Here is a 25,901-nt window from a genome sequence, read left to right on the forward strand (position 1 = left end):
TCAATTTAATCCCCCGGATACACGAATAACTTCCCCTGTAATATAACTTGCTTCGGATGATGCAAGGAAGCGGACAACGGATGCAACTTCCTCCGGCTTTCCAAATCTTTTTAGAGGAATATGTTCCTTGTAACTATTTCTCTTATTTTTATCGAGGGAATCAATGATATCTGTTTCAATGACTCCCGGAGCGACGGTGTTTACCCTAATACAAAAAGGCGCAAGTTCTTTTGAAAGGGCCATGGTAAATGCAATTACACCACCTTTAGCGGCGGAGTAATTTGTCTGGCCGGGTAATCCAGTAATTCCACTCAAAGACGCTATATTGATGATTGTTCCGCTCCTTTGCCCAATCATATGTTCAGACACTGCTTTTGTACAATTGAAAACGCCCGTCAGGTTTACGTTAATAACGTCGTTCCAATCTTTTGCCGACATAAGCATTATATAACCGTCTTTAATTATACCTGCGTTATTGATAAGCACGTCTATCTTTCCATGCTTTTTCACAATATTGTCAACCATTTGTTTTATTTGCGCATAATCGGTGACATCTGCTTTTTCAATTGAAAAGCTTCCTTGCGGAGATGAAAATTCTTCTCTTAATTTCTCTATATCATCAATTGGTTTGCAGTGATTTACAATTACATGATCGCCTTCCCCGATAAATACCTTGCAAATGGCTTTTCCGATGCCTTTGCTGCCGCCGGTCACCAGCACTACTCTTTGTGAATGAACTAGATCATATCCCATAAAGGCCCTCTTTTTCCTATTTTTCTCATAACGGTTAACATATCCGTATCACATCTAATATCAAGACCAGGCACAATCCAATTATGGCTTTGTTGTGCGTAATCATAAATTTTTTGAAGCAGAACGTCCCTGTCTATCTTAGGTGAGATGTAAAAAACAGGTTCCAATATATTTTGATCTTTTTCGATGATTTTATCTTCAATCGCTTTATAATAAAGCAATGTGTTTGGATATATCCTGATTCCCACAAATACAATAACCGCGGTTGGCTCTATTTTATTAAAAAGTGAAAATGTTTCGCTTAGCGTTGAATCGTCTTCGTCTGGGCCACCAACAATAATGTAATGAGCATTCGGCAAATTAATACTATTGCAACATTCTGTGGCAAATGCTATGTCTTCGATGGTAAAAGACTTGCCAATGGCTTTCAGTGTTTTTCGGGATCCGGCATCCGTTCCGAATTCAATGCCCTTGCAACCAGCGTCCGACATGAGAAGCGCAAGTTCTTTCGTCATTCCTTTTGGTGTGGCAAAACATGCCCAATCAATTTTAAGTTCATGCCTGATTATTTCCTCGCAGAGGGCAACAGTGTGTTTTTCAGGACAATTAAATATGTCATCCACAAAGAAAACATAGTCAACTCCATATTCGGAATTTAACTCCTTAATCTCATCAACAATTTCCAATGGTTCTCTCAACCTTACCGTATTACCATTCAGACTTGGATATGTGCAATAGGTACAGTGAAACGGACAACCCCTTTTTGATTGAATATTGGCCATTCCGCCCAGTTCCAGATATTTGTTATTGTTTAGCAACTCCCGTTTTGGTGTAAAAGGTTCAACACTACAGAGGGTATTGTTACGGGTGTATTTCCCATCTTTTATATAACAGAGGTTAGGTATATCGTTAATTTCACCACCATGGATAATGACGTCTATATATTGCGGAAGAGATATTTCTCCCTCGCCAACAATACCCATTTCAAGTTGCAAATACCTCAAAACTTCTTCCGGGAAAAGGGAAAAACCCGATCCTCCAACAATTATTTGAGCCGATGTAAGGCGCTTGATAAGCCGAACTATTTCCTTAACCCGCGGAAGATAGTAAACGCTTTTTCTAAAGGTTAAATTATCTATGTTTCTGATGGAGAGACCTAGGAGATCCGGAGAAAATTTTCTCAGCGATTCTTCTATTGCCACGTAATCATCTTCGGCAAAACAAAGATCAAGAACGTATACGCTATGCCCTTTATTTTTTAAAATAGTTGCAATATATGCGATGCCTAATGGCGCCACGGGGTACGGTTTCATCTCGTTATTAACAGAGATAAGCAAAATTTTCATTTGGGGTTTTTTTCACAATGCCAACATGTGGAATCTGAAGCCAAATGATTTCCCGTCATTTGGTAAGCGTTTCCCCTGCAACCGTAACATTCTTTATTATATTCGCACGTTTTACACTGTCCTTCTATGTTTTCGTAAATATTTCTCAGGTCTTTTATAACTCCACTGCTTACCAGAATTTCCCCAAGTGATTTATCCCTGATGTTTCCCACCGACATATCAACGCCCGTACACGGCTGTACATGTCCCTGGGAATTGATAAGGCAGCTATAGAGATGGCGTTTACAGGAAAAGGCGGCAATTGTCGGACGAGAATCCCACTGAATGCCAAAATGATCCTTGTCGATTTGCTCCAGGCGTTTAAATATCTCCTTAATTTCCAGGGTAGGCACAATCAAATCCTTGTTTTCCCTTGCCCTGCCCTGGTAAGTCAATATTTCAAAATATGGAATTATATTTCTTTTCCGCGCCCACATCCACATTTCCGGGATCTCGTTAATATTTTGTTTGCATATTACGGACTGAATACCCAGTCCCAAATCTTCACGGGGATACCCCGATTCCATCAATATTTTTAGTCCTCTGGTTATTTGTTTATAAGTTCCTTTGGCATTTGCAAGCATGTCCTGAACCTCGGGATTAAAGCTATTATATTTTATTACCACAGAAACTTTATTTCTGTATAGTGTTTGCGCTATTTCTTTATCAATCAATACGCCGTTTGTAAAGAGTATTTGCTGCAATCCGATTGAATTAATATATTTAATGATATCTACCACACCCTCGTATAGAAGTGGTTCACCGCCTCCCAGGAGGATTATTTTCTTTGCCCCCAGCCCTTTTGCCTGATCCACCACCGATTTCATTTCTTCCATGCTCAATTCATTTTCCGCTGCGGGTCCAGCACTGGAATAGCAGTAAAGGCATCTGAGATTACACTTTTTGGTAAATTCAAGTTCTATTGAAAGAATGCTTCCATTCGCCAGGCAATCGGAGATCTCATCATTTGAAAAGCTTAGTTCATTGATCATGTCCATAGTGTTACTCATGTAATTTAATCCTCCTATCCTTAAAAGTAATCGCCTTTCTACTGCCCCCTTCAAAGAGTTTCTTCTCTATCTCGTTTGGCGAAGCTATCTCAATCTCAGGAACTACTCTTGTTTTCGCACGAAGAATATCAATTAAGGATGATCTGAATTTATCATCGTTTCTATGGGAACCTATTCGTAAAATAATGTGGTCTGTTTTGGTATCGCCGGTATATGCTTCCAACTGGTAGTTTATCACATCCTTTAAATGAAAAATTGCATTTTCAATTGTCTTTGGATAGAGAGTAACCCCTTTTACCTTTAACCGGTGGTGTTTACGTCCCAAAACCGGACCAATTCGAACGGAGTTTCTTCCGCATAAACACTGTCCCGAAAGTTTAAAGGTAATATCTCCCGTTTTGTAACGGATCAGAGGCATCCCTTCGTGTTGAAGGGTGGTAATTACCATTTCGCCAATCTCGCCGTCTTGTAGCGGGATACCCTCATCCGACACAATTTCTACGTAAACAAAATCCGTATGTCCGTGTAGTCCGTGGTGAAATTCACATTCACCAAATGAAATTTGCCCCTCTGAGATACCGTATGTGGAAAAAACTTTCCTTCTAAATGAATTCTCAATAAAGCTGCCAAGTGTATTCGTACTAAAATCCGTATTTCGTATGCTATCGCCTATGAGAACTATTTTCTCAATGCCCAAATCGGGAATATTTATTCCAATTTCATTTGCATGGCGTATCAGGTAATGCATGAACGATGGTACCGCGACAATTCCGGTAGGCCGTAATTCTTTAATGAGTTGAAAATGCCTGATAATGCTTTTAGGCCCTATCCTTGCGACGGAAGCGCCGCGCCTTATGAGTCCTCTGTAATATGCAATGCCAGCGGTAAATAGATTGTCGCAGGTTACAACAATGTGAAATAAATCTTCTTTGCCAGCGTTTATAGTATTAAAATTTCGCTCTTCGCTACAGGTAAGACGTTCTAAGTCGTTTTCCGTAAGCGCAAGAAATACCGGTTCACCCGTGGTGCCGGAAGTAGACACAAACTCCGCGATATCCTGTTTTTTTACTGCCAGGAAATTCCAATTGTTATTTGATATATCCTGTTTTGTGGTAAAAGGCAATTTATCCAGGTATTCCCTTGCATGGGCGGCGGATTGCAAGGTACCGGCATTTTGAAGGATTTCTTTATAAAAGGGAGACATTTGTCGCGCATAGTCTATCGTGGCAAGCAACAATTCATTCTGATTATTATTGATTGTCTCAGCGGAAAGTCCGTCTGGCGCACAAAAGATCTTCATAAAACACTGTCCAGCGCATTAGGGTAAATTTTCACACCCCTCCGCATTGCGCTTTCCCTATCCTCAATAAAAAAAAATTCAGAACTGTATACATGACCACTTGTATGGAGATTTAATGCCTTGACCTTTCTTATACAACCTGCAATTGCCATTTTGATATTTCGTCCGATAATACATTCGCATGCATATTCCACAACTTCCCTGAATGAAGACCCGATGGGCATGGTAATACACTCTCCCCTTAAATCGAAAGCTATTGTCGCTTGAGCGGCAAGAGAATTTGGTGTTGTAAATTGGAAAAGTTGCGGACTTGCTCCAAGAATTCCTTCGTCCAGAATGTTATTAAAATATTCATTTTTGATATCTTCGATGGAAATATCAATTCCTAGATAAAGACTAATGTCATCATTTGCAACAGGAACCGGAATTCCAGCGCTTAGCAAGACATTACCGACGGAAGCAACCACCAAACCATCAAGAGCATTATATATTCGGCACTTCTTATCCAGTCCCTCAAAAGCCGGAATTTTACCATCCGGAGTATTGCTGTTCAATATACTTATTCCGGTAACCGCTGGAATCATGCGCCACCTAATATGATCGCTGAGTTTTGGCCGCCAAAACCGGCGGATAGAGACATTGCCATTTTCACGTGGTGGTTTCTTGCAATATTCGGAGTATAATCAAGATCGCAGTCGGGATCGCATTCCTGAAAGTTAATGGTAGGAGGTACAATTCCGTTTTTTATTGCCAGCAGGCAACATATAGCTTCGATAGCCCCCGCCGCACCCAGGGAATGTCCCAGCATTGACTTTGTCGAACTGATTGGGATATCATATGCCAACCTTCCAAATACCCGCTTTATTGCCTTTGTTTCCATAAGATCATTGTAAACCGTACCAGTCCCGTGTGCATTAATATAATTAATATCACCCGGTTTTACTCCCGACTGACCCATTGCCCTGTCTATTGCTTCGGCAAGGCCTCGTCCTTCGCGATGAGGGCCTGTTAAATGATTGGCGTCAGCACGCGACGCATATCCCATGACCCGGCCATATACCTTTGCATTTCTTTTTGCCGCGCTTTTCTCGGACTCAAGCACAACAAATGACGCCCCTTCGCCGAGTGCGAGTCCGCTTCTGTTTTTATCGAAGGGTCTTACCTTATCAGTTGTAATTGCCTGAAGGGCATGGAATCCGATAATAGCAAAATCACTCAAAATATCAGCTCCACCGGCAATCATAATATCAGTTTTGCCGGATAGTATGCTTCTGGCTGCAATCCCTATGGCATCAGTACCGGAAGTACATGCGGTTGAGACGGTATATTTTGGTCCGTTTAGGTTATATAGGGAAGAAAATTGCAATGTCACATTAGAAAGGGAATCTTGTTCACCACAGTATTCTTTCTTTTGGTTTTTTGCATCAGCCAATTTTTTTTCCTTTAATAACATATTTCCCAAAACCGTACCCATGGAGAAACCTATATTTGAGCAATCTTTCAGATTTGCATCCTCAATTGCCATGTTCAAAGCTCTTTTCATAAGATATTGAAATTTGTCTTCCGGTTGAACGGTTTGCGTTATGCAGGAAAGGCTAATTTCCGCCATTGGCCATTCCCCATCAATTTCAAGCAAAGGAAGTCTCGTTTTTTTTATAAGATCCTGCCCGGAACACAATGCATGCCAGAATTCGTTCACCCCCTGAAAAGGTTTGATTGGTGTAATGAAACCAATGCCCGTTATCAATATTCTTCCGCTCAAGGTTTGTCCAATCTCCAGATCGAAGCATTGAGCATTACGGTATTCGTATGGTACCCAATCTCTTTAAAAAGTTTTATTGAATTCACTGCTTCATGAAAACCCTGCCACCCCTCGCAGACACTTTCACAGAAATCATGAGCAAGTATTCCCAATCTTATCCATTTATCTTTTACGTATTTTTTCTCCTGGTCAGGGTAACTGTTGGTCAAAATGCCAAGTGAACCCTCATGCTTCAAAACCCTGAAGATTTCCTTATAAGCATATCTTCTTTTTTCAACGGGGATATATGGATCAGCACATCCAAAAAACACAACTTCCATGCAATTATCCTGAAAAGGTAATGGAAAGCCAAAACCTTTCCAACGGTCAGAACGTACCCATTCGATGGTATGAGAATTTGATAATTTGCTTTTGGCTTTATCGTAAAAGTTCTCGGCAAAATCAAGACCAAATAATTTCACATTGGAAAATCGCTCACTTATCTTTACCAAATCAAAACCTGGGCCAAAGCAAAGAACGAGAATATTACTGTTTTCTTTTTTTTCAAACATTAACAATTCTATAAGAATGGATCTGGCAAAGTTGAACTCTGCATTACCCAGAAAGCTTTCCCATATCGACGTAAATTCCGCATTAAAATTGAAACGTGGCGTTGCTCCACGCAAAAATCACCGCTGTATTTGATACACTCTTCAAAAAACCCCACCACTCCCTTAAATGAAACTTCAATAATTTTATATTCCTCGTCTTTTAATTTCGGAGCAGCATTTTCAATCATATGCCATTGATATCTGGTGTTTTCAAGGCTTAAATATCCACACTCCTGTAATAGATAAATAAGTGTATGTATCATTCTTCTTCTCAACCTGTCCTGCAATTGATAATTGAGCTTATTTTGAAGCGCTTCTATAGCTTCATTGATGTGAAATGTATCAATAGACTCAAGAAGCCGCAGGATTCCTTCTTCTTGCGCAAATTTCAAAAGCATTTCTGTTTGATATCTTTGTACAAGAAATTGGCTTAATAATAATCTTGTATCGGGAAAATTATAATTCATAGTCTTAAACAAGCCGCGTTTATTTTCATGATATTTTCGATAAAATTAATACTCCCGCAACCCCTTCGCTCTCAGTTGCACAAATCATTACGTTCCTGATCTCGTTGTTAATCGGCGCTGAATTTTTGAGAATAGGCAATGGTATTGCCCCATGCCTTATACACAACGCCGATAGAATAACGTTCCATATGGTAGAAACAGCAAATGCATTTCCCGTAATTGAATCCAAACTACCCATGGGAATTTCATATGCATCAAGCTGCTGTACTTTGGGGAAAGAAGGGGACGTCATTAACAGATCAACGTCTTTTGCTTTTAAATTGGCTTTTTTCAACGCGGTTTCAACGGATTCTTCCAACGCGGACTGTAAATTTGAAGGATTGGTTTGTGAAGCAAAGCCGGAAATATAACAATACGGGACTTGATTGTTCTTTGTATCTTCCGGTTCTATTAAGAGAGCACCGGCACCTTCAGACAATGTGTTTATCCCCAGCCTGTAGTAACAGTATAGTGAAAATTTGTTTAATTCTTCGGCAGAAGCAATAACTGACTTTTCCATTTTTTTTGTGGCTAATAATTGTACTGCGAGCATGATCGCCCGTATGGTTGTTACACTGCCCCCAATCAAAGTATGAACGGGACCGTGAATACCTAAGCAGATAGAAGTATTACCTGCGGGGGCGTTCAATATAGAATCAGAAAAGAGTATGGGACTGGCAGATTCAGGACCTTCGGTTACCAGAAGTTCGTGATAGGATTGTGTATAGTTTAGAGCACCGTGGGTTAAGCCGACAACTAGCCCAAGATTTTTAATATTGGGAGAATCAACCTGAGCGTCATCCATTGCCATCTTTGCGGCGGACATAGTAAATTTAGATATTTCAGTGGCACGTCTGAATTTTGTGTCGGGGATATATTCGTCAAAATGGATATCATTAATTTCTCCCCCGTAAAATTCTTGATCGGGCATGAACTTTGTTATCTTCTTTATGCCTGGGAAGTTGTTCACTACTGCATTCCAGAAATCTTCTTTTCCTTTTCCAATAGGCGTCAATGGCCCCACGCCTGTTAACACTATCCGATCCATGTATATTCCCTGAGTATTAAAGTTGCGTTAGTCCCCCCAAAACCAAATGAATTGGACAAAACGGTTTTTATATCGCAATACACTGTTTCCTTTGATATGTTCAAATTGCAAACGGGATCAGGCGTGCAATAATTTATATTTGGAGGAACGGCTTTACGCTCAATTGAAAGCAATGATACTATAGCCTCTACCGCCCCAGCCCCACCAAGGATATGGCCAACCATGGGTTTTATTGAACTTACGGGTATGTTTTGTGTTTCCTCTCCAAACGCTTTCAATATTGCATTGGATTCCTGCGCGTCATTATAAATAGTTCCGGTGCCATGTGCATTGATATAATCAATTTTTGGATTATCCGCATCATTCAAGGCATTCATAATGGCACGAAATGCGAACTCACCTGTCGGGTCGGGGCTTGTCATATGATACGCATCGGAAGATTCCCCGTACCCGATTATTTCGCCCAATATTCGTACATTTCGTTTCACGGCGTGTTCCAATTCCTCTAAAATTAAAATTCCTACTCCCTCCCCCAGTACCAGCCCGTTTCTATTCTTATCAAACGGCCTGCACTTAGTAGGAGTCATTGCCATAAGAGAGCTGAAACCGGCAAAGGTAAATTCACTCATAGTATCGTATCCTCCGCAAATGGCAATTTTATAAAGGCCTGATTGTATAGAATTATACGCACAACCTATGGCATTTGTACCGGATGCACATGCGTTAGAAAATATATTGTAATTTCCTTTTAATTGAAATTCCCTGAATAAATTAATCGCCTGGCAATTTGCAAGATAATCAGTTAATAAAGAAATGCGTGCCTTTTTCAGCCCTTTTTTCAGAACTTCTTTATGAAACAACTCTCCGGAAATCATTCCACCAAGTGTTGTCCCTAAAGATAAAAGTATATTTGTATTTTTGATGTATGGGAGTACGTTTGATTCCAGAAGCGCTTCACGTGAAGCATGAATCAATAAATGCGATGCCCTGTCAAGACGTGCCGCATTTAAATTTCTTATTTCGGAAGCAGAGGTAAACTGCTTTGCCTCTCCACCGCACTTTCCGGGATATTTTGAGGAATCGAAAGACTCTATTTCTTTAATACCTGATGCGCCTGAAACGATCTTTTTCCAGGTTATTTCCTTACCAATACCGTGGGCGGTAATTATGCCCATTCCAGTAATAACAACTCTCTTCTTCAACGTAGAAAACGGTTCCTTATTTTTTTAAATTTTACGAACCCATTATAATAAAAAAAAAGCAGAAACAAAATCGTTACAAAAATAAAAATACTCCCGACAAAACCCGTAACAACTGTAAATACATATAAGAAGGCGACTATTAAGCTATAAATAATGCAAAAGGTGGATACGGATTTAAGATAATACATATCTCTCATGTTGTAATCCCCAATATATTTTTGATAGGGGCAAATTGAAAATTGCTAAGTAAGCCTTCTGTCTTCCTGGGAGTGGCACTTATGTTGAAATAGTGCATAAATCTCCTGCTTAACGGCAAATCAATGCGTGGTTGTTCTTTGTCAAATTCCCACGGATGTATATAGACCATTGCAGGAAACCCCATGCGGTTAATTTTTTTTATTTCTGATACAATATAAAAATAAGGACATAGTCTTAACGGTAAGCCACCCGTAAAGGGAAGACGTTCCCAAAACAGCCTTGTTGTGGTGAGCGGAAATTCCCAAATCTTTCCATAATCAGTATTGTAGCAACATGGATAAACAGGGTAATCCCTATATCCCATTCTTGTAAGAGGAACCATGCTTGAATCATAAAGAATACCGTATTTCCTTAATGCATTAAGCATCCATAAAGTATTCTTCCGGATCGACCATTCCGGCGCCCTAAAACCCAGTACCCTCTCGTTGATATTTGATGATATAACAGAAATGGATTTATTGACATCTTCTTCAAACTCCCGTTCCGTCATCTCAAAGATCCTCTTATGATAAAAGCCATGAGTTGCTATTTCATGTCCCTCGCTCTTAATTGTCTTTATAAGACCAGGTTCCTTGAAGGCAATGTATCCGAGGACAAAAAAAGTAGCCTTTACTTTATACGTTCTTAAAAGAGTAAGTACCTTGTCAGTATTCCTTATTATACGGTTTTCATAAGTATCCCATTTTTGCGGATCAGAATAGCCCTCTACGCCACAGATGTGATACCAATCCTCAAGATCAACGGTCAAGCCATTAATCACGGATTCCCGCTCAGGAGTTCTACGGATTTTTTCCCATAAATACTGTCAGGAGAAAGCTCAGCCGTCTTCTTCCAGTTTCTTATGGCATCTTCTTTATTTGATAAAATATCCATTTCCAGTGTACCAATTTTATAATGAATATAAGCCTTTTTGTCGTTGCCCAGTGTTGAATTTCTGAGTGCAATTTCGTAAGACTTCTTTGCCTCTTTTCCTTTATTGTAACGGGCCGAATTCTCTTTACTAACAGGCTCATATGCAGAATCGATTGAAGTACTAACTGTGGATTCTGACGGATCGGTATTTTTTGCAAGGTAGCCGTACAAATCTCCCTTTACGATGTAACCTTCCGGATAATCCGGCTTATAAAAGAAAGCTTTTTTAAATGCCCCATATACATCACGCTCCCTATTGATAAGCGCTGCAAATTTTGCATAGACAAGCCAGTATTCCGGGTTCAAATAATGAGACCGGTAAAGAATTTTAACCTTTTGCTGTGCTTCTTTTGCCTTATACTTCCACGCAGGGGCTTTCATGTCTTTCATAATCATGCATTGTTCTAACATGGCATCAGTTCTTTTCAATTCGTCCTTGCTGACTTCCATGAATTTATTAAACGTGTTTATAGCCTCATCACTTTTACCCTCTTCTTTAAGAAACATCGCCTTTTTATATAAATCGTCATGAGCCAGTTGCGTAATGGATTCTTCGGCATTGCTTGTTTTAGTCTCGTAAAAAACGACAATTGCTATTAACCATACCAATAAAATACAAGTTTTTTTCATTGTCATACATTGGCTCCTTACCGTTAAAAATAATTTCTTTGCACACTTCCATTCGTCAGTGCGTGCTTTTTGGCAAAATATTTAATGGCGAATCTGAAATGTTCAATACGAATCCACCCTCTGCATCCCCGCCAGCAGGGGACATTCTCCCCCTTTGGAGGGGGTAAGGGGGAGAATTTTGGAATTTGTTTCGGATTTCTTGCTTGTTTGGTTCTGGCTATGCCAGCGTAGGTATTCTCTAAACATTTCAGGGTAAATTGTCTTAAAATCTTTGGCAATACCCTTCCCCATAACTCTCCCAGTATTGACAGTATTGATCAACACATGAGCCGGGGATTCAAATAGGTTCCCAATTATATAGGTAATCATATCTTCTTCTCTGTTTAGTTTTTCAAGAAGTCGATTAATGCAATCTTTAATTTTTTGTATAAAGACCCCAAAGAATAGCAAAGTCGAGAAAATTGTTCCCACTTTAAATTAAAACCATAGATATGTCTGAAAAGGTGACGGAAACTTAAGTATTCTTTTAATTCTAACATTAACTCCTCCTCCGTTATGACCTCTCTTCTTGCTCCCTTATAAGGGGTTGCCATTTGTTTCTGCAATTGTTTATGCCAGTCTTCTCCCCCTGGCAAGTTGTTATCAACAGTAATAGCGATCCTTTCAAAAATCTTTTCGATACCACAATAGAAATCATGAAGAATGCTTCCCGCAGCCCGTGTTTCAACAGAACCGGGATTTTCAGGTAACTCACGGATTAGTTCTTCCATCTCTTGTACGAGCCTTTGCAGATTTTCGAGTTCTATTTCAATGTCCTTCTTCAGTCGTTCCCTATCCGTAAACAAGTTCCCCTTCCTTTATTGTTTTTTCCTTTAAACTTTCAAACGCATCTTCAAATGGAATGAGATTAATCTCGACACCGGGAGGCATGATATCGCTCAATTCTGACAGGGCTTTTATATAAAACTCTGAAGGCAACCCTTCAACAACCAAATCAATATCAGACCTTTCATGGACAATACCATGTACAAGCGATCCGATAAGGAAGATTTTTTTAACCTGATATTTGTTAGTGAGTATTGCAATACATTTATTTGCTAATAATTTTAATTCTTCTTTTTTACGCATTGAGTGGCTCCTCAGTGTATAAAGTGTGATTAGAAGGACAATTCATGAATAAACATCATTCTTTATATCCGTAATAAAAATACTTTCTGTATATAACATTTCAGGTTCTAAATCTGCGCCATTACTCCATTAAAGAGTATCAAAACTTATATGACCTGACATTTTTATTTTGTTAACCCCCATGCTGAAACATGTGGTTAAAGCAGGGACAGATTTTTCAAAAAACTAAAGTGTTACATAATTTCTTCTCATGTCTGCAAAATATCTTCATCCATGTAAAAGGTGTTTCATTTCCTTATCATATAAAAACATCAATACAGATGAGAGCCTTCCAATTACCGGCATGGGATCGCTCAGAGAAATAATATCATCTTTTGTGTTGAAATCAAAAAAATTAGGTTTTAGTCTTAACCTCTCCGGGTTTTTGATAAAGTGCAATAAATCTCCCGGAATAAGCCACCTGCATCTGACACCGGCATTATAGTCCATAACAGGCTCAATATCACCTTCCATTGCCAGCCTGAACAATAGAAAAGGAAAGTCAATGCCTGATTCAACCGCCAGTTGTAAAGACCCCCAGAATCTCGGATTTACTTCAAGTAATTTAGGCTTCCTGTCTCTTGGATCAATTTTAAATTCCACATGGGCAACCCCTGTCCACCGAAGCGACTTCATAAATAACCCGGCGATCTCCCTGACGTCTTCCCTTTTCACGCTTTCCCTTAGAGTACTCGGACCACCACTTACGGGATGTGAACGTAAACGCTTGTATACAAAAGATGCACGTATCTCCGATTGAAAATTGAAAAGTAACCCAACTCCGTACACATCACCGCCATCTGGTATATATTCCTGAATGATGGGAAATGGATACTCTTTATGTACTTTAAGGTATAATGTTAATAATTCCTCTTTTTCTTTAACATATACAATACCTCTTGAACCGGAACTATTCCGTGGTTTTATAAGAACAGGGTACGCAGTTTCTTTTGCAATCACCGCAAGCTGCTCAATATCATTTACCATATACGTTGTCGGGACGCCAATCCCTCGTTCTCTTGCATACTGCATAATAAATGCTTTATCATTCCCTTTTTTGGCAAGATCAGCATCGGCAAAAGGCAATCTTGTATATTTTTCAATCATCTGCCTGTTTGCAACTTCAGTTAAAAGAACCTGTGTAGAAAATTCCATAGGAAAGATAACATCGTACCTCCCCGCTTTCAGTTCCGCTTCAAGGTCAGTAAGGAAATTAACCTGGGATAGTACCGGAGATGAATAGATCCATCTCCGGCTGCAGTATTTAGAAAAAATTGCCGTTGCAAGCCGTGTCCTTTCGCCTGCTGTGACATAAAATCCCTTCCTGCCAAAAGACCTTACGGCAGCAAGGGACTTATTCCACATTCCGTCAAGAACCAGAACCCTGTTCATAGGAAAAATCCTGCTTGTTTTGTATTGTTTTTCTAACGGTCTGCCTGAAACCAAAGTTCATGGGGTAGAAGAAATTCTTGTATGTCCCGTTGCCCCAGAGTCTTTTAAAAATTGCAGTATAAGAGAAACTCTCTTTTAAGGCATGATGAAAACCGTCAAGGAGCTTTTCCGGTCGCATCAATTTTGGCATAAAAACGACATGGTTCGTATTGTAGTTAGACCAGTCCCGGTCTATTATTCTTCCTTCATGCAGCATCTGTGAATAAACCCGCGTGCCGGGATACGGCGTTAAAATTGAAAAATAACAAACATCAATCTTTGCCTTAATGACAAACTCAATAGTTCTGTCAAAGACACTTTCGTCGTCGTGATCAAAGCCAAAAACAAAGGCGCCGGTGACCCCTATACCATAATCATGCAATTTTTTTACCACATCGATATACGTATCGGGTGTATTGAACGTCTTTCCCATATTTGCAAGGTTACCCTGAGATAACGACTCAAACCCTACAATAAGTCCCATACAGCCGCTCTTTTTGCAGAGTTCGAGGATTTCGTCGTTTTTTGCGATATTGACAGATGCTTGTCCTGTCCACTTGAGGTTATAAGGTATGATCCGTTTTAAAAGCTCTTTTGCGTGCACCCTGTTGCTTATTATGTTATCGTCTACGAAAAAGACCCCATTTTTAAGAACAAACATCCCCTCAAAAGGCTTCAGGTTTTGTATCTCCTTTTCAACCTCATCAACAGGTCTGTTTCGAAATTTACCTCCGAATGAATTTGTTACAGAGCAAAATTCGCAGTTGTGTGGACATCCACGGGTCGTTTCAAGGAAATGCACAGGGAGGTATCTTTTCCCTTCGTATAATTTCCAATTTGGTGCAGGGAAATTGGCAAGGGAAGGATATTCGTTGCCATGCCGATAGATACTTTTTAGTTCGTCCCTTTTACAATCATCCAGTGCTTTGTCCCATAGCTGCTCTGCCTCACCTATAACCACACTGTCACAATGCTGCAACGCCTCATCAGGCATCTTCGACACATGCATGCCGCCCATAATGACCTTTATTCCCCGTAACCGAAAACTGTCTGCTATTTCATAAGCGCGATTAACGGCAGGCGTCATGGCAGTAATACCTACAAGATCGGCATCTTGAGTCAAATCGAGCGGTTCAACCTTTTCATCAATAATACTAACGTCCCAATCGGACGGAGTAAGGGAAGCAACCTTCAAAAGTCCCAGATACGGGAGGCGAAAGTAAAAATCGCCTCCCAGAAAGCTTTTTGATGCAAGGGGAGAGACCAATAAAAGTTTTTTCATGGTTCTACAAAGTCGGCCTTTAATTTTTTAAATCTCCATGAAAGTCGTCTTGATTGTGATTAATATTGTATTCATGGCGGGTTCAAGTTTGCAATTCAATGTCATTAAGCTAAGGATTATTTGGTTAAAACAACTCCCCTGAATCCCCCTGAGTTTCTGCATAAGTCTTAGACCATGTACCATCTTACTTTCAATAATGGAATTTGATAACCACAGCGAAAAAATCATTCAAACAGAGCCTGCACTATCTCTTGGGATAATGGACGCATAAATCTTGTTGCCGGTGCGTTTACGAAGGTAAACCATTGTCCGTTTTGCCTGCCAGAAGCAGAAGATATGAGGTTACAATTTTCTGTATTATAAGCATTCACAGTAACAGATGCCACATCTACGGTACCAGACCATTGTGTAGCACCGTCAAGCCATTCGGTAACAACACCTATAACGGCAATACCTGCCCCTTTTTGGTGAGCGTAGGCGCACGCATCATCAACTTTGACTGATTTATTTGCCTTGAAAGCATCACTCTCAGCAAGCGCACATGTTCTCCCCGTAGACTGGATTTCGCCAACAACAGAAATTGCGAAAGTATCACCAATTCCTTCTAATTCCACACCTTTGTAATATGGATTCCTAAAGGGGAATACCATAATTTTATTTTCTGCCTTAGAAATCTTTACTCCCATATCTCTATTTGCTTTTAAGCTTGCGCATCCTTGAAATAATAGACCAATTAATAAAACAAAAATAAGAATACCGCCTTTACTTACATTTTTATAAGTCAATTTCATTGAATCTTCCCTATCCAAATAAATAAATTAACAGAAAAGCCACAATATCAAAAAAACATAAACAAAACTTATTTCCAGATCCCTTCCGTCCTGTTTACTCTTCCTGTACCCGCATCAAATTCAACTCCAATGTTTTTGCCAAAACGTCGTCTTGCATAAACCCACAAATCAGCACTCATGATATCTTCATACGTTTTTGTGTTAGACCTGACATTTCCGATATTGGTAGGAGGTCCCATCGCTGTGTACACCTCTTCTTTTGTCATTCCAATTCTTGCTACAGTATTTTTTATATTGTTCAGAACATCGGCAGAGAACTGGTTAATATCTAACGGTTTTTTCGTAACAAATTTTTCAAGGAATACCTCCCCATCAGCGCCGATATCTAAGGTGTAGCTGCTGCCTGTTTCAATATTTACAACGGATGCAGTGTTGCCCGTTCTGGTAACTTTCAACCTGGTGCCCGCGTGAATGAATGTTGGAGTGGATTGCCAGTTAACCCAGGTAATATGATTGCCTTTTATCACTTTCAGATTACAACGAGCGTAATAAATGTTGTCCTCATTGTGGTTTGTGTTTGAAGCGGTTGAACTTAATTCTTTTTGTTCTTTTTCAATAGGTGGCGCTTTTTCTACCAAATAAGGGGATTCAGCACGGTTAACGGTTGAAATAGTCTTCTGTTCTAAGGTATCCGACTTTGTGGAGACCTCAATCATTGTTTTAATAATTTTTTCACTTACCCCTTCTTTTTTTAACTTCAAGATACCTTCTGTTGAGACATCAAATTGATTTTGAGAAGTTTTTATCTTACTGTTAATCAGTTCTTCTCCTAATCCCGCCTCAACCATTGTCAAAATTGTCTCGTTGGTAATGGTTTCCGCCACTGCTAACTTAAAGTTTATAACAAAAAATATTGAGATAAGTACGGCCATAACTTTGAAGGGCTTCATGTCGTTCTCCTTTTTAGTTCCTTTTAATCCATTTAAAGTAAACAATTGAACCTATCTGCTTTACGAACGAATTGAGCATATTTCTATCGCCGAGACATTGCCTGCAATGGGGATGTAAAACTCTATATCTTTTGAACCCACGTACTATTTCTTGTACTGGCTTACTGTTTATATAATTTTTAATAGAGGTGTCGTTATAATTATACATCGAGGTCTTACCGTCATAATCTGTACAGCAAAAGGTATAATCCCCATTCCAAAGTATGCCAAAGTTATCTTGCATTCCGGGGCAATATCCAAATCTTGCATTTACATTTTTTTGGTTAAAATGGGTTGCCCAATCTCCAACTATTCTAGTTTGAAAAGAAATCTTATCGCTAATAATCACTGTATTTTCTTTAAAACATTTTGCACGTGAAATCTGTCTAAATACGTCAGGCAGACGATATTCAATCTTAGAATTAACCAATATTTTCTCTGCCCACAATTTCAAATAAGCTCTTAATTTTTTTGATGTATCTGCAATACATAAATCTTTTGCTATCGGTATTATTAATTTCCTTAAAGGAGAAGAAAGGAAACCAATAGTTAGCTCTGTTCCGTGTCTTTGATCAATAAAAGATCCTGCAATGGATGCTATTTTGTCTGCATACTCCTGAAAAGACAACCCGCTAACGCCTCTCATTGAAAAGGTCTTTTCGTCAGGAGTTTGAAGCGATACGATTATCTTTTTTGCACCTGCTTTTATTAAGTCATTCAACAAATCATCACCCAGATTAGCACCATGTGTTGTAATACAAACAACCACGTTTTTTTGATGTGCATATCCAACTATCTCCACCAAACGTGGATGCAGGGTAGGTTCTCCCATAACATGAAAAACCAATAATTTCACCATATTTGCGACACTTACTTCATCTATTATTGATTTCGCCATTTTAACATCCATAAAACCCCGTTTTCTTTTCATCCTCGAATCAGGACAAAATTCACAGGAAAAGTCACAGACATTTGTTAGTTCCATATGAAGTCTGTTAATAGGAAATTTTATTACTCCTACATACTCAGACATAACTATTCCCCTTAAGTTTTGCCCTTACAAACGGAATAGCACCTAATGCAAACATGATAGTTAAAGCTATGAAGAACCCGGCGCATGTGGGATTAAAGACCGTACTCCCAAAATAGGTATATAAAAAACTAATCGGTACAATAGGAATCATGCTTGCTATATAAAAATCCTTAAAATTAATACCGGAAACTCCCGCCCAATAACTTACCAGGTCCCAGGGCAGATTAAATAGCCTCATGTAAAGCACCATATTCTTCCCATTGTTTGTCGATTTTTTTTCTAGGAACAGAAGATAACTGTTTTTCTTAATTAGTTTTTTAGCCGTGTTTCTGCCAAACCACTGAGCAAAATAATAACCCACCACTGTTGAAAGTGCACCGCCTAGCACCACATAGGCCGTTCCCCAATACTTCCCGAATAATATACCCGCTACTATTGTCAAACCCATTGACGGAAGAAAAAAAAGAACTGGTCTTACGGAGGTTATCAAAATAAAGACCAGAGGGACCGACAACTTGTTTTTTTCAATAAACGCTGCAATATTGGTAGGATTGAGATATGGATACAAATAAGCACACAAAAAGGATAAGGCGATAAAAGATACAATTTTAATTATTGTCACCATTATTCAACTAAACCATCATGTGTGTCTCTTCGGTTTGTTATCAAAACATCAGCGGGTAATTTTATGGTAAAGATGTCAGCACTAATCTCTGGATTAATTTTCACCTCTGATAATCTTGTAATTATCTTGTCCCCCTTAGGGGTAAACATTCCAATACCCGACGGAATACTTGAATCTTTATCATAATGAATAACAATATGGGACAAATATCGTCTTGCCATCTTGGATTTTGGCGTTAAATGAAAGGAAATCCCATCTTCTTCACGAGAAATCTCCAGGGTAAACTTTTTTTCCATTTCTTCCAACGATCCGGATAGAATTTCCGAAAAAAAACGCATAGTATTGCGTGCCGTAAAATTACCAGAGACGCTATATATTTGAGCTTCTTTTGCTTCAGGATGGTATACAATCATATCCTTACCGTCAATGGCAATGATGGATTTGTCCGGTTTGTTTATATCCCACCGCAGCATATTAGGCTTTTTCATGGTTAGAGTCCCGTAAATGTGTACTTTTTTCCCCAATAATGAGAGATGCTTCTCTTGATGTATCTTGGCAATTATTGAATGATTGTTCTGTGTGAGCTCTAAAAACCTTTCAAATACGTTATGGTTGGTTTCAGAAGATTCACTCGGTAAAGTTTCGCATGATACATTACCAGGGATAATAAAAACAAACCCGATAGATAATATTGCAAGAAAAAAGCATACAGAAATATTTTTTATAACCAGCATATTCTTTCTCCAGGATAACCAAATATAGGGTAGCGAAAATGGATTTACAATATGAAAAATGGATGGACTGAACCCAGACAGCGTTCTGCTCTCAACCATAAACTGAGCAACAGTATCAAAAAAATTAACCGTTTAAACCTGGGTAAAATTATACCACTGGTCAGGATACATATTTATATATTCTTCAAGTATATTTACGATATTTTTCATTGTCTCATATTCTTCTTTTTCATGTGTAACAATGAAAGGCCCTTTAATCACTCCCGTATATGTGTTTTTTTCTTTCACAACAAATGCGACAACAATTGGAGCGCCTGTTAGTCTGCTTAAAATTAATGGCCCTCTCGGGAATTGTGTTGGTTTCTTAAAAAAATCCACGATTATACCATCTGTTTTCTCATCATAGCGGTCAATTAACATGGCAATTAATTCATTATTACTGAGAGCTTTCACCATTTCTATTGAAGAAAATGGAGATTTATCAATCGTTATGGTTTTAACGTTAAATATCTCTCTATACCATGAGCGAATATTTCCGATTTCAGGATTTTCGTCAGGCAACGTTAACACATTTGTCTTTATCCCATAACTGCCAAAGAAAATACCACCCAGTTCCCAATTACCAAGGTGTGCGGTAAGCAATAGTAAACCTTTATTCATCTGCAATGCAAGTTCAAGGTTTTGCTTTCCTTCATAATAAGTGATTTGATCAAGAATGGAGCGTTTATTTAGATTTGTAAATCTACAATAATCTATCAAATATCTACTGTAGTTTCTAAAAAGATTTTTGCAATGAAGGAGAGTTTTTTTGTGAAATATCGGGAAATACCAGCCGAAGATTTTTTTCACGTTAGTTCTTGCCGACCTGCAAAACAAATAGCTTAAATCTGCTATGTATCTGCCCAATAAATATAAAGGTAATGGGGGGAGAAAAGCCCCCCCCTTTTTTTTCTTATTAAAAAAAAATTAAAAAAAAAAGATATTTTTAAAAAATTATTCCTTCAAATATGCGATAATTTACAAGTGCAAGTAATAGAAAGTAAAGGACAAAATCATGCGAAAAAATTGTTTTTATGCAATGATCGGTAACAATTTGTTGCCGAATAAACTTGCCACTTTAAAAAAATGATTATAGGTAACACTTTAGTTTTTTGAAAAAATATAGGCGAAGTATTTGCTGCAAATTGTCATAAATGCATTCATACCCAAACGGGCAAATGTTTCGTCCCTACACTATGCGGTAAACAGCGCTATTATTAGAATTTTTAAAAAAACTAAAGCGTTACGATTATTGAGTTTTTTAAGTAAAGTAAATAGCACGTGAAATTGTGCAAGCATTAACCAGCCTATCGCCTTAATCTTGCTCCAAATAGATATCATAGATACCTCAGAGGGCATTCCTGATTTTTTGTGACTTCCGCTGGTTTCGGTGAAACATTGCAGAATATTAACCCTGACAGGGTTTGAATCCCTGTCAGGGTTGTTTCGTCCTAACCTCATGAACGGTTACAAAAAATCGGGAATGCACCCATATCTAGCGTGTTAGTGGAAATTTGATTCTCCGGCAGTTTTATATTATTTGTTTCTACTGAAGCTCTCCGATATCTTCATTCCACAGTTCAGGATTGTTTTGTATAAAATCTTTCATTAACTGTTTACACTCTTCAATGTTTAAATCAATGATTTCTACCCCATGCAGTTCCATAAATTCTTTTGCGCCGCTAAAGGTTTCCGATTCTCCTACAACGATTTTTTTTATGCGGAATTGTACAATTGCTCCGGCACAAAGGTAGCAGGGCATGAGGGTGGAATAAAGTGTTGTACCACTGTATTTCCCTACCCTTCCTGAATTGACAAGGCAATCAATTTCCGCGTGCGCTATAGGGTTGTTTTCCTGCACGCGCTTATTGTGTCCCCTGCCAATAATTTCCCCGTCCTTTACCAAAACGGAACCGATGGGTATGCCTCCTTCCAGCAATCCCTGCTTTGCTTCTTCTATTGCGGTGCGCATAAAACGATCCATATGCTGTTTTCTCCTGTCCTGAAACTATGCTCAAAAAACCGAATTGTTGCGTTTAATAAATTCTTCTATTCTGTTGTTTAAGCCACAAGGCGAAAAGCGCAATATTTTCTTTCGGGAGAACGTTCCCTTTTATTTCAACAGGGCTTCCGCCGTTTTTTTTCATGGCTTCGTTGGAAATTGAAAGTTCATTAAATCCAATTGCTAACGCATCTTTAATGCTGGCGCCGTACACAATTTTTGCTATCCTTGCCCAGTGGCACGCAGAAAAACACATGGGACAGGGTTCGCAGGTGGAATATATTGTGCAGCCGGATAAGTCTACCGTGTTTAATATTTTGCAGGCTTCTCTGATTGCGATAATTTCAGCGTGGGCGGTAATGTCTGTATTCTTCCATACATGGTTATGGACACAGCTTATTAGCCGATTGTTTTTAATTATGCATGCGCCAAAAGGCGTTTGGCCGTCAAGGATTCCTTCTTTTGCCTTGTTTATGGCAAGGCACATCCATTTTTCGCAGGTGGTTTCTTTCATAATCGTCAAAAATTCCTCTTCTCGTATACTATTCCGTCGCATTGTACAAAGTATCCGGCAATCGGGCAAGAAATAGTTTGCAAATAATAATTATAATAGTGAGTGTTTTTGCGGGATGCTTCGGGCGGTTGCATTCTCAGTGGTTTATAATATAATCGTTAATAATGTTTTTTTGGATTGGGAAGGGGGGGGTATTATGGGCGAATTTGGTTCGTTTGGAAAGGTTCTGATAATAACAGGCATTATCCTGATTATTGCCGGCGCCTTGTTTTTGTTTGTAAACAAAATTCCGTTTTTAGGAAGGCTTCCCGGAGATATTGCCGTGCAAAAGAAGAATTTCAGTTTTTATTTTCCCCTCACTACGTGTATTATTATCAGCATTGTTCTTTCTATCATAATGTGGCTGCTGGGCAGGAAATAAAAGGGATGGTTTACTGCCACTTCGCATTTGTTATAAATTCCTTTATGAGATAGGCGTTTTTTGTCCCCGGAGAGGATTCAACCCCGGAAGACACGTCCACTGCATAGGGGGAGACAATGCGAATTGCTTCCTTTACATTATCGGGAGTCAACCCACCCGATAAAATAATAGTTCCGTATTTACACGCCTGTTTGGCAATTTCCCAATTAAACGTTTTTCCGGTGCCTCCCATAACTCCTTTTATATAGCTATCCAGTAAAAAGGCGTGAGGTTTGTAATTAGCCAGTTGTTTTAAGTCATTTTCATCCTTAACCCGGAATGCCTTTATAATCTTGTATCCCTTTAAATCGTTTAAATAGTGGGGGGATTCGTTGCCGTGAAGCTGCACGGTGTGTATGCCGCAGAAATCACAAATCCCCTTGATCTTATCGGCTTGCTCATCGGCAAACACTCCTACGGGGGAAACGAAGGGAGGCAATGCTGCAACAATATCCCTTGCTTGTTCCTTTGTTACCTGACGGGGGCTTATTGCAAAGACAAATCCCAGTGCATCTGCACCGTATTCCACTGCAGTCTCCGCGTCTTTGATGTTCGTGATCCCACAGATTTTTATCCTCATGTACTCACCTTATTATACTTAAGCTGGCATAGCCAGAATAAAACAAGCACGAGATAAAAAATACGAAATTCGAAGTACGAGATACGAAACAAATTCGAATGACAAAATGATTTGAAATTCTAAACAAGTGCTTCTTTCGTATTTCGTGCTTCTAATTTCATCATTCTGCTGACTGCCGATGGCAGACTGTCGATTATGGACTGCCGGCTTTTGTATGGGTTTCTAATGTTTGAAATGCCGTTGTCCGGTAAGTACCATGCAGATTCCGTGTTCATCAGATGCGGCAATTGATTCATCATCCCTGTTAGAACCTCCTGGTTGAATGATGGCGGTTATTCCTGCCTTTGCAGCAACATCAACGCAGTCCCTGAAGGGGAAAAAGGCATCGGATGCCATCACGGCGCCTTTCGTTCTTTCGCCGGCCTTTTTTATGGAAATTTCCGTAGAATCAATTCTGCTCATTTGCCCTGCACCGACTCCCACAACCGCTTCGTCTTTTGCCAAAACAATGCAGTTTGATTTAACATGTTTGCAGATAGTAAACGCGAAACGAAGATCAGCCATTTCTTGTTCGGAAGGCTGCTTTTTCGAAACTGTTTTAAGATTTTCAGGTTCATAGAGGGAGATGTCCCTGCTTTGCAAAAGGACGCCTCCGCCAACGCCTTTTATTTCCTGAATCCTTGCGTCTCTCGTCTTTGCCGAAAGGGGACCTGTCTTTAAAAGCCTTAAACTGTTCCCCCATTTTCTTTTTGTTGTAAGTATTTCAATGGCTTGCGGATCGTAATCGGGAGCTATTATTGCTTCAACAAAATGCCCCGGTCCGGTAATTGCCTCAGCGGTTGCCGCATCTACGTTTTTGTTTAATCCCAGGATACATCCGAATGCGGAAACAGGGTCTCCGTTATATGCCTTTGTAAATGCTGCCGCCAGTGTATTTGCTGAAGCTGCGCCGCAGGGATTGGTATGTTTTATTACGATGGCGGACGGTTTTTCAAATTCTCTTACTAATTCCAATGCTGCGTGAAGGTCTATTATATTATTGTATGAAAGCTCTTTTCCGCACAATTGCTGCGCATTGGAGACGCATGGTTCGTTTATATTTTCTTCTGCATAAAAAGCTGCCGATTGATGCGGGTTTTCACCATAACGCAATGACTGACGTTTAATATAATCAAGGGACAGCGCCGTTGGATACCCGCCTTTTTCTTCCCCAAGACTGTCGAAGTAATTTGCAATGACTCTGTCATAGCGTCCTGTTGTTCTGAATGCTTCAACGGCCAGTTCAAAGCGCATTTTTTCAGAAATATCGTTATGCCCTGCCTGTAGTTCCCCGATAATAAATTCATAACGCTTTGGGTTGACAATGACGATGACATCCCTGTAATTTTTAGAGGCAGAGCGTATCATGGAAGGCCCTCCGATATCAATATTTTCTATGGCTTCTTCCATGGAAACGCCTTCTTTTGCAATTGTTTTTTCAAAAGGATACAGATTTACCACCACCATATCGATGGGTTTTATCCCCAGTTCTTTCATTTGTTTTTTGTGGGAGTCATTATTCCTTAATGCCAGGAGTCCTCCATGCACCTTCGGATGCAGTGTTTTCACACGGCCGTCCATAATCTCCGGGAACCCTGTATATTCTGAGATTTCAATTACGGCAATGCCGTTTTCCTTCAGTAATTTACAGGTACCTCCGGTGGAAATTATTTCTATGCCTAACGATTGTAATTCTTTTGCAAACGTTACGATTCCTGTTTTATCTGATACGCTGATAAGCGCCCGTTCCAATTTTGCCATATTTTTCTTCTCCTTTTCGCTGTTATTCCTTGATCTTTTTGATTCGGTTTTTTGTATAAGCATCCTGGAGTGCAATGTAGGGGTCGATGGCAGGTTTTGTTATTTTTTCATACGCGTCTTCCGCTTCCAGAGAACCGGTGTTTGTGACATCATACGCATTAATTCCGAATCCCTCTATGGGCGCAAGAAAGAAGTAAGTGACCCACGTTATCGGGTTAAGAAGGGTATCTCCCGCAAGTCCTACGGTATCCCGCACATTGGATGGCCCGAAAAATGGCAGTACTATGTATGTGCCTTCTCCCATATTAGCTTTGGCAAGAGTCTGCCCAACGTCTTCGTCATATTCCTTTAAATCAAATCCGGCCTTTGCCACATCAAAAAAACCTGCAAGCCCCAGTGTGCTGTTAATGGTAAAACGCAACAATTCTGTGCCTGCGCCTTTCCCCTTACCCTGGAACAGACAATTGAAAAAGCGCCCCGGCATTTGTAAATTAGTGTAAAAATTTCTCACACTCTTTCTTGCAGGTTCAGGTACGACAAAGCTGTATCCTTTATATACGGGTTTAAAAAGATAATAATAGAATTTGTCATTCAAGACAAACATAGCGCGGTTAAATGGTTCGATTGAATCTTTTATCTGAAGGTATTCTTCGTCTTCCCCGAAGTCGTCTTCATATTCAATCTCTTCTTCTGCGTCAGTTGCTTCTGTTGTTTCCTCTGGCACTTCGGTTTCAGCAACATCCAAAGCTTCCAATGTGATTTCTTTTGGTGCGTCATTATTTTCTACGGATGAAATTTCCTCAGAAGTGTTGTTTGCCTCTTTTGCAAAAACAACTTCCATTTCAACTCCGACTGCTTCCCCATGTTTGTGCATATCTGTATTCTCTTTAACAGAGTCACCTTCGGTCTTTGATTCATCGTTAGGTGCAATTTTCGCGGCATATTCTTCAGATGCCATTGTGGTTTTCATCCTCAAAGAAATAGTTAAAAACGGGAGAGTGAGTATAAAAATAAACGACAATAAAACGGGGAATTTCACTTGTATGCTCCTGAAGTTAAGGTTGATGGGAAATAATTGTTTAGTCTGCCTGTTAGTGC

Annotated in this window: 28 protein-coding genes; 1 reads left to right on the forward strand and 27 read right to left on the reverse strand. The window is 39.5% G+C overall.

The genetic code is table 11. The annotated features are described in order from the left end of the window. The 24 genes from M5U24_RS07125 to M5U24_RS07240 all read right to left on the reverse strand — a co-directional run bounded on the left by M5U24_RS07125 (position 1) and on the right by M5U24_RS07240 (position 21,963). Entirely contained in the window at positions 1-753 is a 753-nt protein-coding gene (locus tag M5U24_RS07125; protein ID WP_099324157.1) for a beta-ketoacyl-ACP reductase, read from the reverse strand. Next, positions 738-2,099, reverse strand: a complete 1,362-nt coding sequence (locus tag M5U24_RS07130) for a lipid biosynthesis B12-binding/radical SAM protein (RefSeq protein WP_298201978.1) — start codon at positions 2,097-2,099, stop codon at positions 738-740. Before M5U24_RS07130 ends, M5U24_RS07125 begins: the two co-directional genes overlap by 16 nt. After that, positions 2,096-3,148, reverse strand: a complete 1,053-nt coding sequence (locus M5U24_RS07135) for a radical SAM protein (protein ID WP_298201980.1) — start codon at positions 3,146-3,148, stop codon at positions 2,096-2,098. Before M5U24_RS07135 ends, M5U24_RS07130 begins: the two co-directional genes overlap by 4 nt. After that, positions 3,141-4,448 carry an AMP-binding protein gene (locus M5U24_RS07140; RefSeq protein ID WP_298201982.1) on the reverse strand — a complete coding sequence of 436 codons (1,308 nt, stop codon included), beginning with the start codon at positions 4,446-4,448 and terminating at the stop codon, positions 3,141-3,143. Before M5U24_RS07140 ends, M5U24_RS07135 begins: the two co-directional genes overlap by 8 nt. Next, positions 4,445-5,032, reverse strand: a complete 588-nt coding sequence (locus M5U24_RS07145) for a hypothetical protein (protein WP_099324153.1) — start codon at positions 5,030-5,032, stop codon at positions 4,445-4,447. Before M5U24_RS07145 ends, M5U24_RS07140 begins: the two co-directional genes overlap by 4 nt. Continuing rightward, positions 5,029-6,210 carry a beta-ketoacyl-[acyl-carrier-protein] synthase family protein gene (locus M5U24_RS07150; RefSeq protein WP_298201984.1) on the reverse strand — a complete coding sequence of 394 codons (1,182 nt, stop codon included), beginning with the start codon at positions 6,208-6,210 and terminating at the stop codon, positions 5,029-5,031. Before M5U24_RS07150 ends, M5U24_RS07145 begins: the two co-directional genes overlap by 4 nt. Beyond that, entirely contained in the window at positions 6,207-6,761 is a 555-nt protein-coding gene (locus M5U24_RS07155) for a class I SAM-dependent methyltransferase (RefSeq protein ID WP_298201985.1), read from the reverse strand. The genes M5U24_RS07150 and M5U24_RS07155 overlap by 4 nt, the downstream gene beginning before the upstream one ends. Before the next feature lie 8 nt (positions 6,762-6,769). After that, positions 6,770-7,267 (reverse strand): hypothetical protein, encoded by a 498-nt coding sequence (locus M5U24_RS07160; protein ID WP_298202005.1) that lies wholly within the window; start codon positions 7,265-7,267, stop codon positions 6,770-6,772. Between the two features lie 25 nt (positions 7,268-7,292). Beyond that, positions 7,293-8,354, reverse strand: a complete 1,062-nt coding sequence (locus tag M5U24_RS07165) for a beta-ketoacyl synthase N-terminal-like domain-containing protein (protein ID WP_099324150.1) — start codon at positions 8,352-8,354, stop codon at positions 7,293-7,295. Beyond that, a complete protein-coding gene (locus M5U24_RS07170; protein WP_099324149.1) occupies positions 8,342-9,556 on the reverse strand; it encodes a beta-ketoacyl-[acyl-carrier-protein] synthase family protein in 1,215 nt (404 codons plus the stop codon). Before M5U24_RS07170 ends, M5U24_RS07165 begins: the two co-directional genes overlap by 13 nt. 193 nt (positions 9,557-9,749) lie before the next feature. Next, positions 9,750-10,574 carry a polysaccharide deacetylase family protein gene (locus M5U24_RS07175; RefSeq protein ID WP_099324147.1) on the reverse strand — a complete coding sequence of 275 codons (825 nt, stop codon included), beginning with the start codon at positions 10,572-10,574 and terminating at the stop codon, positions 9,750-9,752. After that, positions 10,571-11,362: a hypothetical protein gene (locus M5U24_RS07180; RefSeq protein WP_099324146.1), complete on the reverse strand. Its 792-nt coding sequence runs from the start codon at positions 11,360-11,362 to the stop codon at positions 10,571-10,573. Before M5U24_RS07180 ends, M5U24_RS07175 begins: the two co-directional genes overlap by 4 nt. A gap of 377 nt (positions 11,363-11,739) precedes the next feature. Continuing rightward, a complete protein-coding gene (locus M5U24_RS07185; protein ID WP_099324144.1) occupies positions 11,740-12,201 on the reverse strand; it encodes a hypothetical protein in 462 nt (153 codons plus the stop codon). Continuing rightward, positions 12,188-12,484, reverse strand: a complete 297-nt coding sequence (locus tag M5U24_RS07190) for a nucleotidyltransferase domain-containing protein (RefSeq protein WP_099324143.1) — start codon at positions 12,482-12,484, stop codon at positions 12,188-12,190. Before M5U24_RS07190 ends, M5U24_RS07185 begins: the two co-directional genes overlap by 14 nt. 267 nt (positions 12,485-12,751) lie before the next feature. Continuing rightward, on the reverse strand, positions 12,752-13,915 hold the full coding sequence (locus M5U24_RS07195) for an ATP-grasp domain-containing protein (protein ID WP_099324142.1): 1,164 nt from the start codon (positions 13,913-13,915) through the stop codon (positions 12,752-12,754). Continuing rightward, positions 13,893-15,236 carry a radical SAM protein gene (locus tag M5U24_RS07200; protein ID WP_099324141.1) on the reverse strand — a complete coding sequence of 448 codons (1,344 nt, stop codon included), beginning with the start codon at positions 15,234-15,236 and terminating at the stop codon, positions 13,893-13,895. The genes M5U24_RS07195 and M5U24_RS07200 overlap by 23 nt, the downstream gene beginning before the upstream one ends. Before the next feature lie 224 nt (positions 15,237-15,460). After that, positions 15,461-16,027 (reverse strand): DUF4823 domain-containing protein, encoded by a 567-nt coding sequence (locus tag M5U24_RS07205; RefSeq protein ID WP_099324139.1) that lies wholly within the window; start codon positions 16,025-16,027, stop codon positions 15,461-15,463. Positions 16,028-16,095: 68 nt separating this feature from the next. Next, the gene (locus M5U24_RS07210) at positions 16,096-16,977 is read right to left on the reverse strand and encodes a hypothetical protein (protein WP_157820370.1); all 882 of its coding nucleotides are present in this window, start codon (positions 16,975-16,977) and stop codon (positions 16,096-16,098) included. A 13-nt stretch (positions 16,978-16,990) separates the two neighbouring features. Next, on the reverse strand, positions 16,991-18,049 hold the full coding sequence (locus M5U24_RS07215) for a radical SAM protein (protein WP_099324137.1): 1,059 nt from the start codon (positions 18,047-18,049) through the stop codon (positions 16,991-16,993). After that, the gene (locus M5U24_RS07220; RefSeq protein ID WP_099324136.1) at positions 18,042-18,674 is read right to left on the reverse strand and encodes a VTT domain-containing protein; all 633 of its coding nucleotides are present in this window, start codon (positions 18,672-18,674) and stop codon (positions 18,042-18,044) included. Before M5U24_RS07220 ends, M5U24_RS07215 begins: the two co-directional genes overlap by 8 nt. After that, on the reverse strand, positions 18,674-19,507 hold the full coding sequence (locus tag M5U24_RS07225; RefSeq protein WP_099324135.1) for an outer membrane lipoprotein carrier protein LolA: 834 nt from the start codon (positions 19,505-19,507) through the stop codon (positions 18,674-18,676). The genes M5U24_RS07220 and M5U24_RS07225 overlap by 1 nt, the downstream gene beginning before the upstream one ends. A gap of 33 nt (positions 19,508-19,540) precedes the next feature. Further along, positions 19,541-20,314, reverse strand: coding sequence for a lysophospholipid acyltransferase family protein (locus tag M5U24_RS07230; protein WP_298202010.1), 774 nt, complete (start codon positions 20,312-20,314; stop codon positions 19,541-19,543). 679 nt (positions 20,315-20,993) lie between these two features. Then, positions 20,994-21,431 carry a nucleoside deaminase gene (locus tag M5U24_RS07235; protein WP_099324131.1) on the reverse strand — a complete coding sequence of 146 codons (438 nt, stop codon included), beginning with the start codon at positions 21,429-21,431 and terminating at the stop codon, positions 20,994-20,996. 52 nt (positions 21,432-21,483) lie between these two features. Continuing rightward, the gene (locus tag M5U24_RS07240; RefSeq protein WP_230408068.1) at positions 21,484-21,963 is read right to left on the reverse strand and encodes a nucleoside deaminase; all 480 of its coding nucleotides are present in this window, start codon (positions 21,961-21,963) and stop codon (positions 21,484-21,486) included. Between the two features lie 196 nt (positions 21,964-22,159). Between M5U24_RS07240 and M5U24_RS07245 the strand changes: the two genes are divergently transcribed. Next, on the forward strand, positions 22,160-22,384 hold the full coding sequence (locus M5U24_RS07245) for a DUF2905 domain-containing protein (RefSeq protein WP_099326968.1): 225 nt from the start codon (positions 22,160-22,162) through the stop codon (positions 22,382-22,384). Positions 22,385-22,394: 10 nt separating this feature from the next. Here the strand turns inward: M5U24_RS07245 and M5U24_RS07250 are convergent, their stop codons facing one another. The 3 genes from M5U24_RS07250 to M5U24_RS07260 all read right to left on the reverse strand — a co-directional run bounded on the left by M5U24_RS07250 (position 22,395) and on the right by M5U24_RS07260 (position 25,761). Then, on the reverse strand, positions 22,395-23,003 hold the full coding sequence (locus M5U24_RS07250) for a phosphoribosylanthranilate isomerase (protein ID WP_298202013.1): 609 nt from the start codon (positions 23,001-23,003) through the stop codon (positions 22,395-22,397). 222 nt (positions 23,004-23,225) lie between these two features. Further along, on the reverse strand, positions 23,226-24,803 hold the full coding sequence (gene purH / locus M5U24_RS07255) for a bifunctional phosphoribosylaminoimidazolecarboxamide formyltransferase/IMP cyclohydrolase (protein WP_099326967.1): 1,578 nt from the start codon (positions 24,801-24,803) through the stop codon (positions 23,226-23,228). A 22-nt stretch (positions 24,804-24,825) separates the two neighbouring features. Further along, complete coding sequence (locus tag M5U24_RS07260; RefSeq protein WP_157820367.1) at positions 24,826-25,761, reverse strand: VacJ family lipoprotein; 936 nt, start codon at positions 25,759-25,761, stop codon at positions 24,826-24,828. Positions 25,762-25,901 lie beyond the last annotated feature (140 nt).

This window comes from Candidatus Kuenenia sp., from assembly GCF_027493735.1.
Taxonomy (GTDB): Bacteria; Planctomycetota; Brocadiia; order Brocadiales; family Brocadiaceae; genus Kuenenia; species Kuenenia stuttgartiensis_A.

Excerpts from the sequence above, each read along its gene's own strand:
- M5U24_RS07125 (WP_099324157.1), bottom strand. The coding sequence starts at position 753 with ATGGGATATGATCTAGTTCATTCACAAAGAGTAGTGCTGGTGACCGGC.
- M5U24_RS07130 (WP_298201978.1), bottom strand. The coding sequence starts at position 2,099 with ATGAAAATTTTGCTTATCTCTGTTAATAACGAGATGAAACCGTACCCC.
- M5U24_RS07135 (WP_298201980.1), bottom strand. The coding sequence starts at position 3,148 with ATGAGTAACACTATGGACATGATCAATGAACTAAGCTTTTCAAATGAT.
- M5U24_RS07140 (WP_298201982.1), bottom strand. The coding sequence starts at position 4,448 with ATGAAGATCTTTTGTGCGCCAGACGGACTTTCCGCTGAGACAATCAAT.
- M5U24_RS07145 (WP_099324153.1), bottom strand. The coding sequence starts at position 5,032 with ATGATTCCAGCGGTTACCGGAATAAGTATATTGAACAGCAATACTCCG.
- M5U24_RS07155 (WP_298201985.1), bottom strand. The coding sequence starts at position 6,761 with ATGTTTGAAAAAAAAGAAAACAGTAATATTCTCGTTCTTTGCTTTGGC.
- M5U24_RS07160 (WP_298202005.1), bottom strand. The coding sequence starts at position 7,267 with ATGAATTATAATTTTCCCGATACAAGATTATTATTAAGCCAATTTCTT.
- M5U24_RS07165 (WP_099324150.1), bottom strand. The coding sequence starts at position 8,354 with ATGGATCGGATAGTGTTAACAGGCGTGGGGCCATTGACGCCTATTGGA.
- M5U24_RS07180 (WP_099324146.1), bottom strand. The coding sequence starts at position 11,362 with ATGACAATGAAAAAAACTTGTATTTTATTGGTATGGTTAATAGCAATT.
- M5U24_RS07190 (WP_099324143.1), bottom strand. The coding sequence starts at position 12,484 with ATGCGTAAAAAAGAAGAATTAAAATTATTAGCAAATAAATGTATTGCA.
- M5U24_RS07195 (WP_099324142.1), bottom strand. The coding sequence starts at position 13,915 with ATGAACAGGGTTCTGGTTCTTGACGGAATGTGGAATAAGTCCCTTGCT.
- M5U24_RS07200 (WP_099324141.1), bottom strand. The coding sequence starts at position 15,236 with ATGAAAAAACTTTTATTGGTCTCTCCCCTTGCATCAAAAAGCTTTCTG.
- M5U24_RS07205 (WP_099324139.1), bottom strand. The coding sequence starts at position 16,027 with ATGAAATTGACTTATAAAAATGTAAGTAAAGGCGGTATTCTTATTTTT.
- M5U24_RS07210 (WP_157820370.1), bottom strand. The coding sequence starts at position 16,977 with ATGAAGCCCTTCAAAGTTATGGCCGTACTTATCTCAATATTTTTTGTT.
- M5U24_RS07215 (WP_099324137.1), bottom strand. The coding sequence starts at position 18,049 with ATGTCTGAGTATGTAGGAGTAATAAAATTTCCTATTAACAGACTTCAT.
- M5U24_RS07220 (WP_099324136.1), bottom strand. The coding sequence starts at position 18,674 with ATGGTGACAATAATTAAAATTGTATCTTTTATCGCCTTATCCTTTTTG.
- M5U24_RS07225 (WP_099324135.1), bottom strand. The coding sequence starts at position 19,507 with ATGGTTGAGAGCAGAACGCTGTCTGGGTTCAGTCCATCCATTTTTCAT.
- M5U24_RS07235 (WP_099324131.1), bottom strand. The coding sequence starts at position 21,431 with ATGGATCGTTTTATGCGCACCGCAATAGAAGAAGCAAAGCAGGGATTG.
- M5U24_RS07240 (WP_230408068.1), bottom strand. The coding sequence starts at position 21,963 with ATGAAAGAAACCACCTGCGAAAAATGGATGTGCCTTGCCATAAACAAG.
- M5U24_RS07245 (WP_099326968.1), top strand. The coding sequence starts at position 22,160 with ATGGGCGAATTTGGTTCGTTTGGAAAGGTTCTGATAATAACAGGCATT.
- M5U24_RS07250 (WP_298202013.1), bottom strand. The coding sequence starts at position 23,003 with ATGAGGATAAAAATCTGTGGGATCACGAACATCAAAGACGCGGAGACT.
- purH (WP_099326967.1), bottom strand. The coding sequence starts at position 24,803 with ATGGCAAAATTGGAACGGGCGCTTATCAGCGTATCAGATAAAACAGGA.
- M5U24_RS07260 (WP_157820367.1), bottom strand. The coding sequence starts at position 25,761 with ATGGCATCTGAAGAATATGCCGCGAAAATTGCACCTAACGATGAATCA.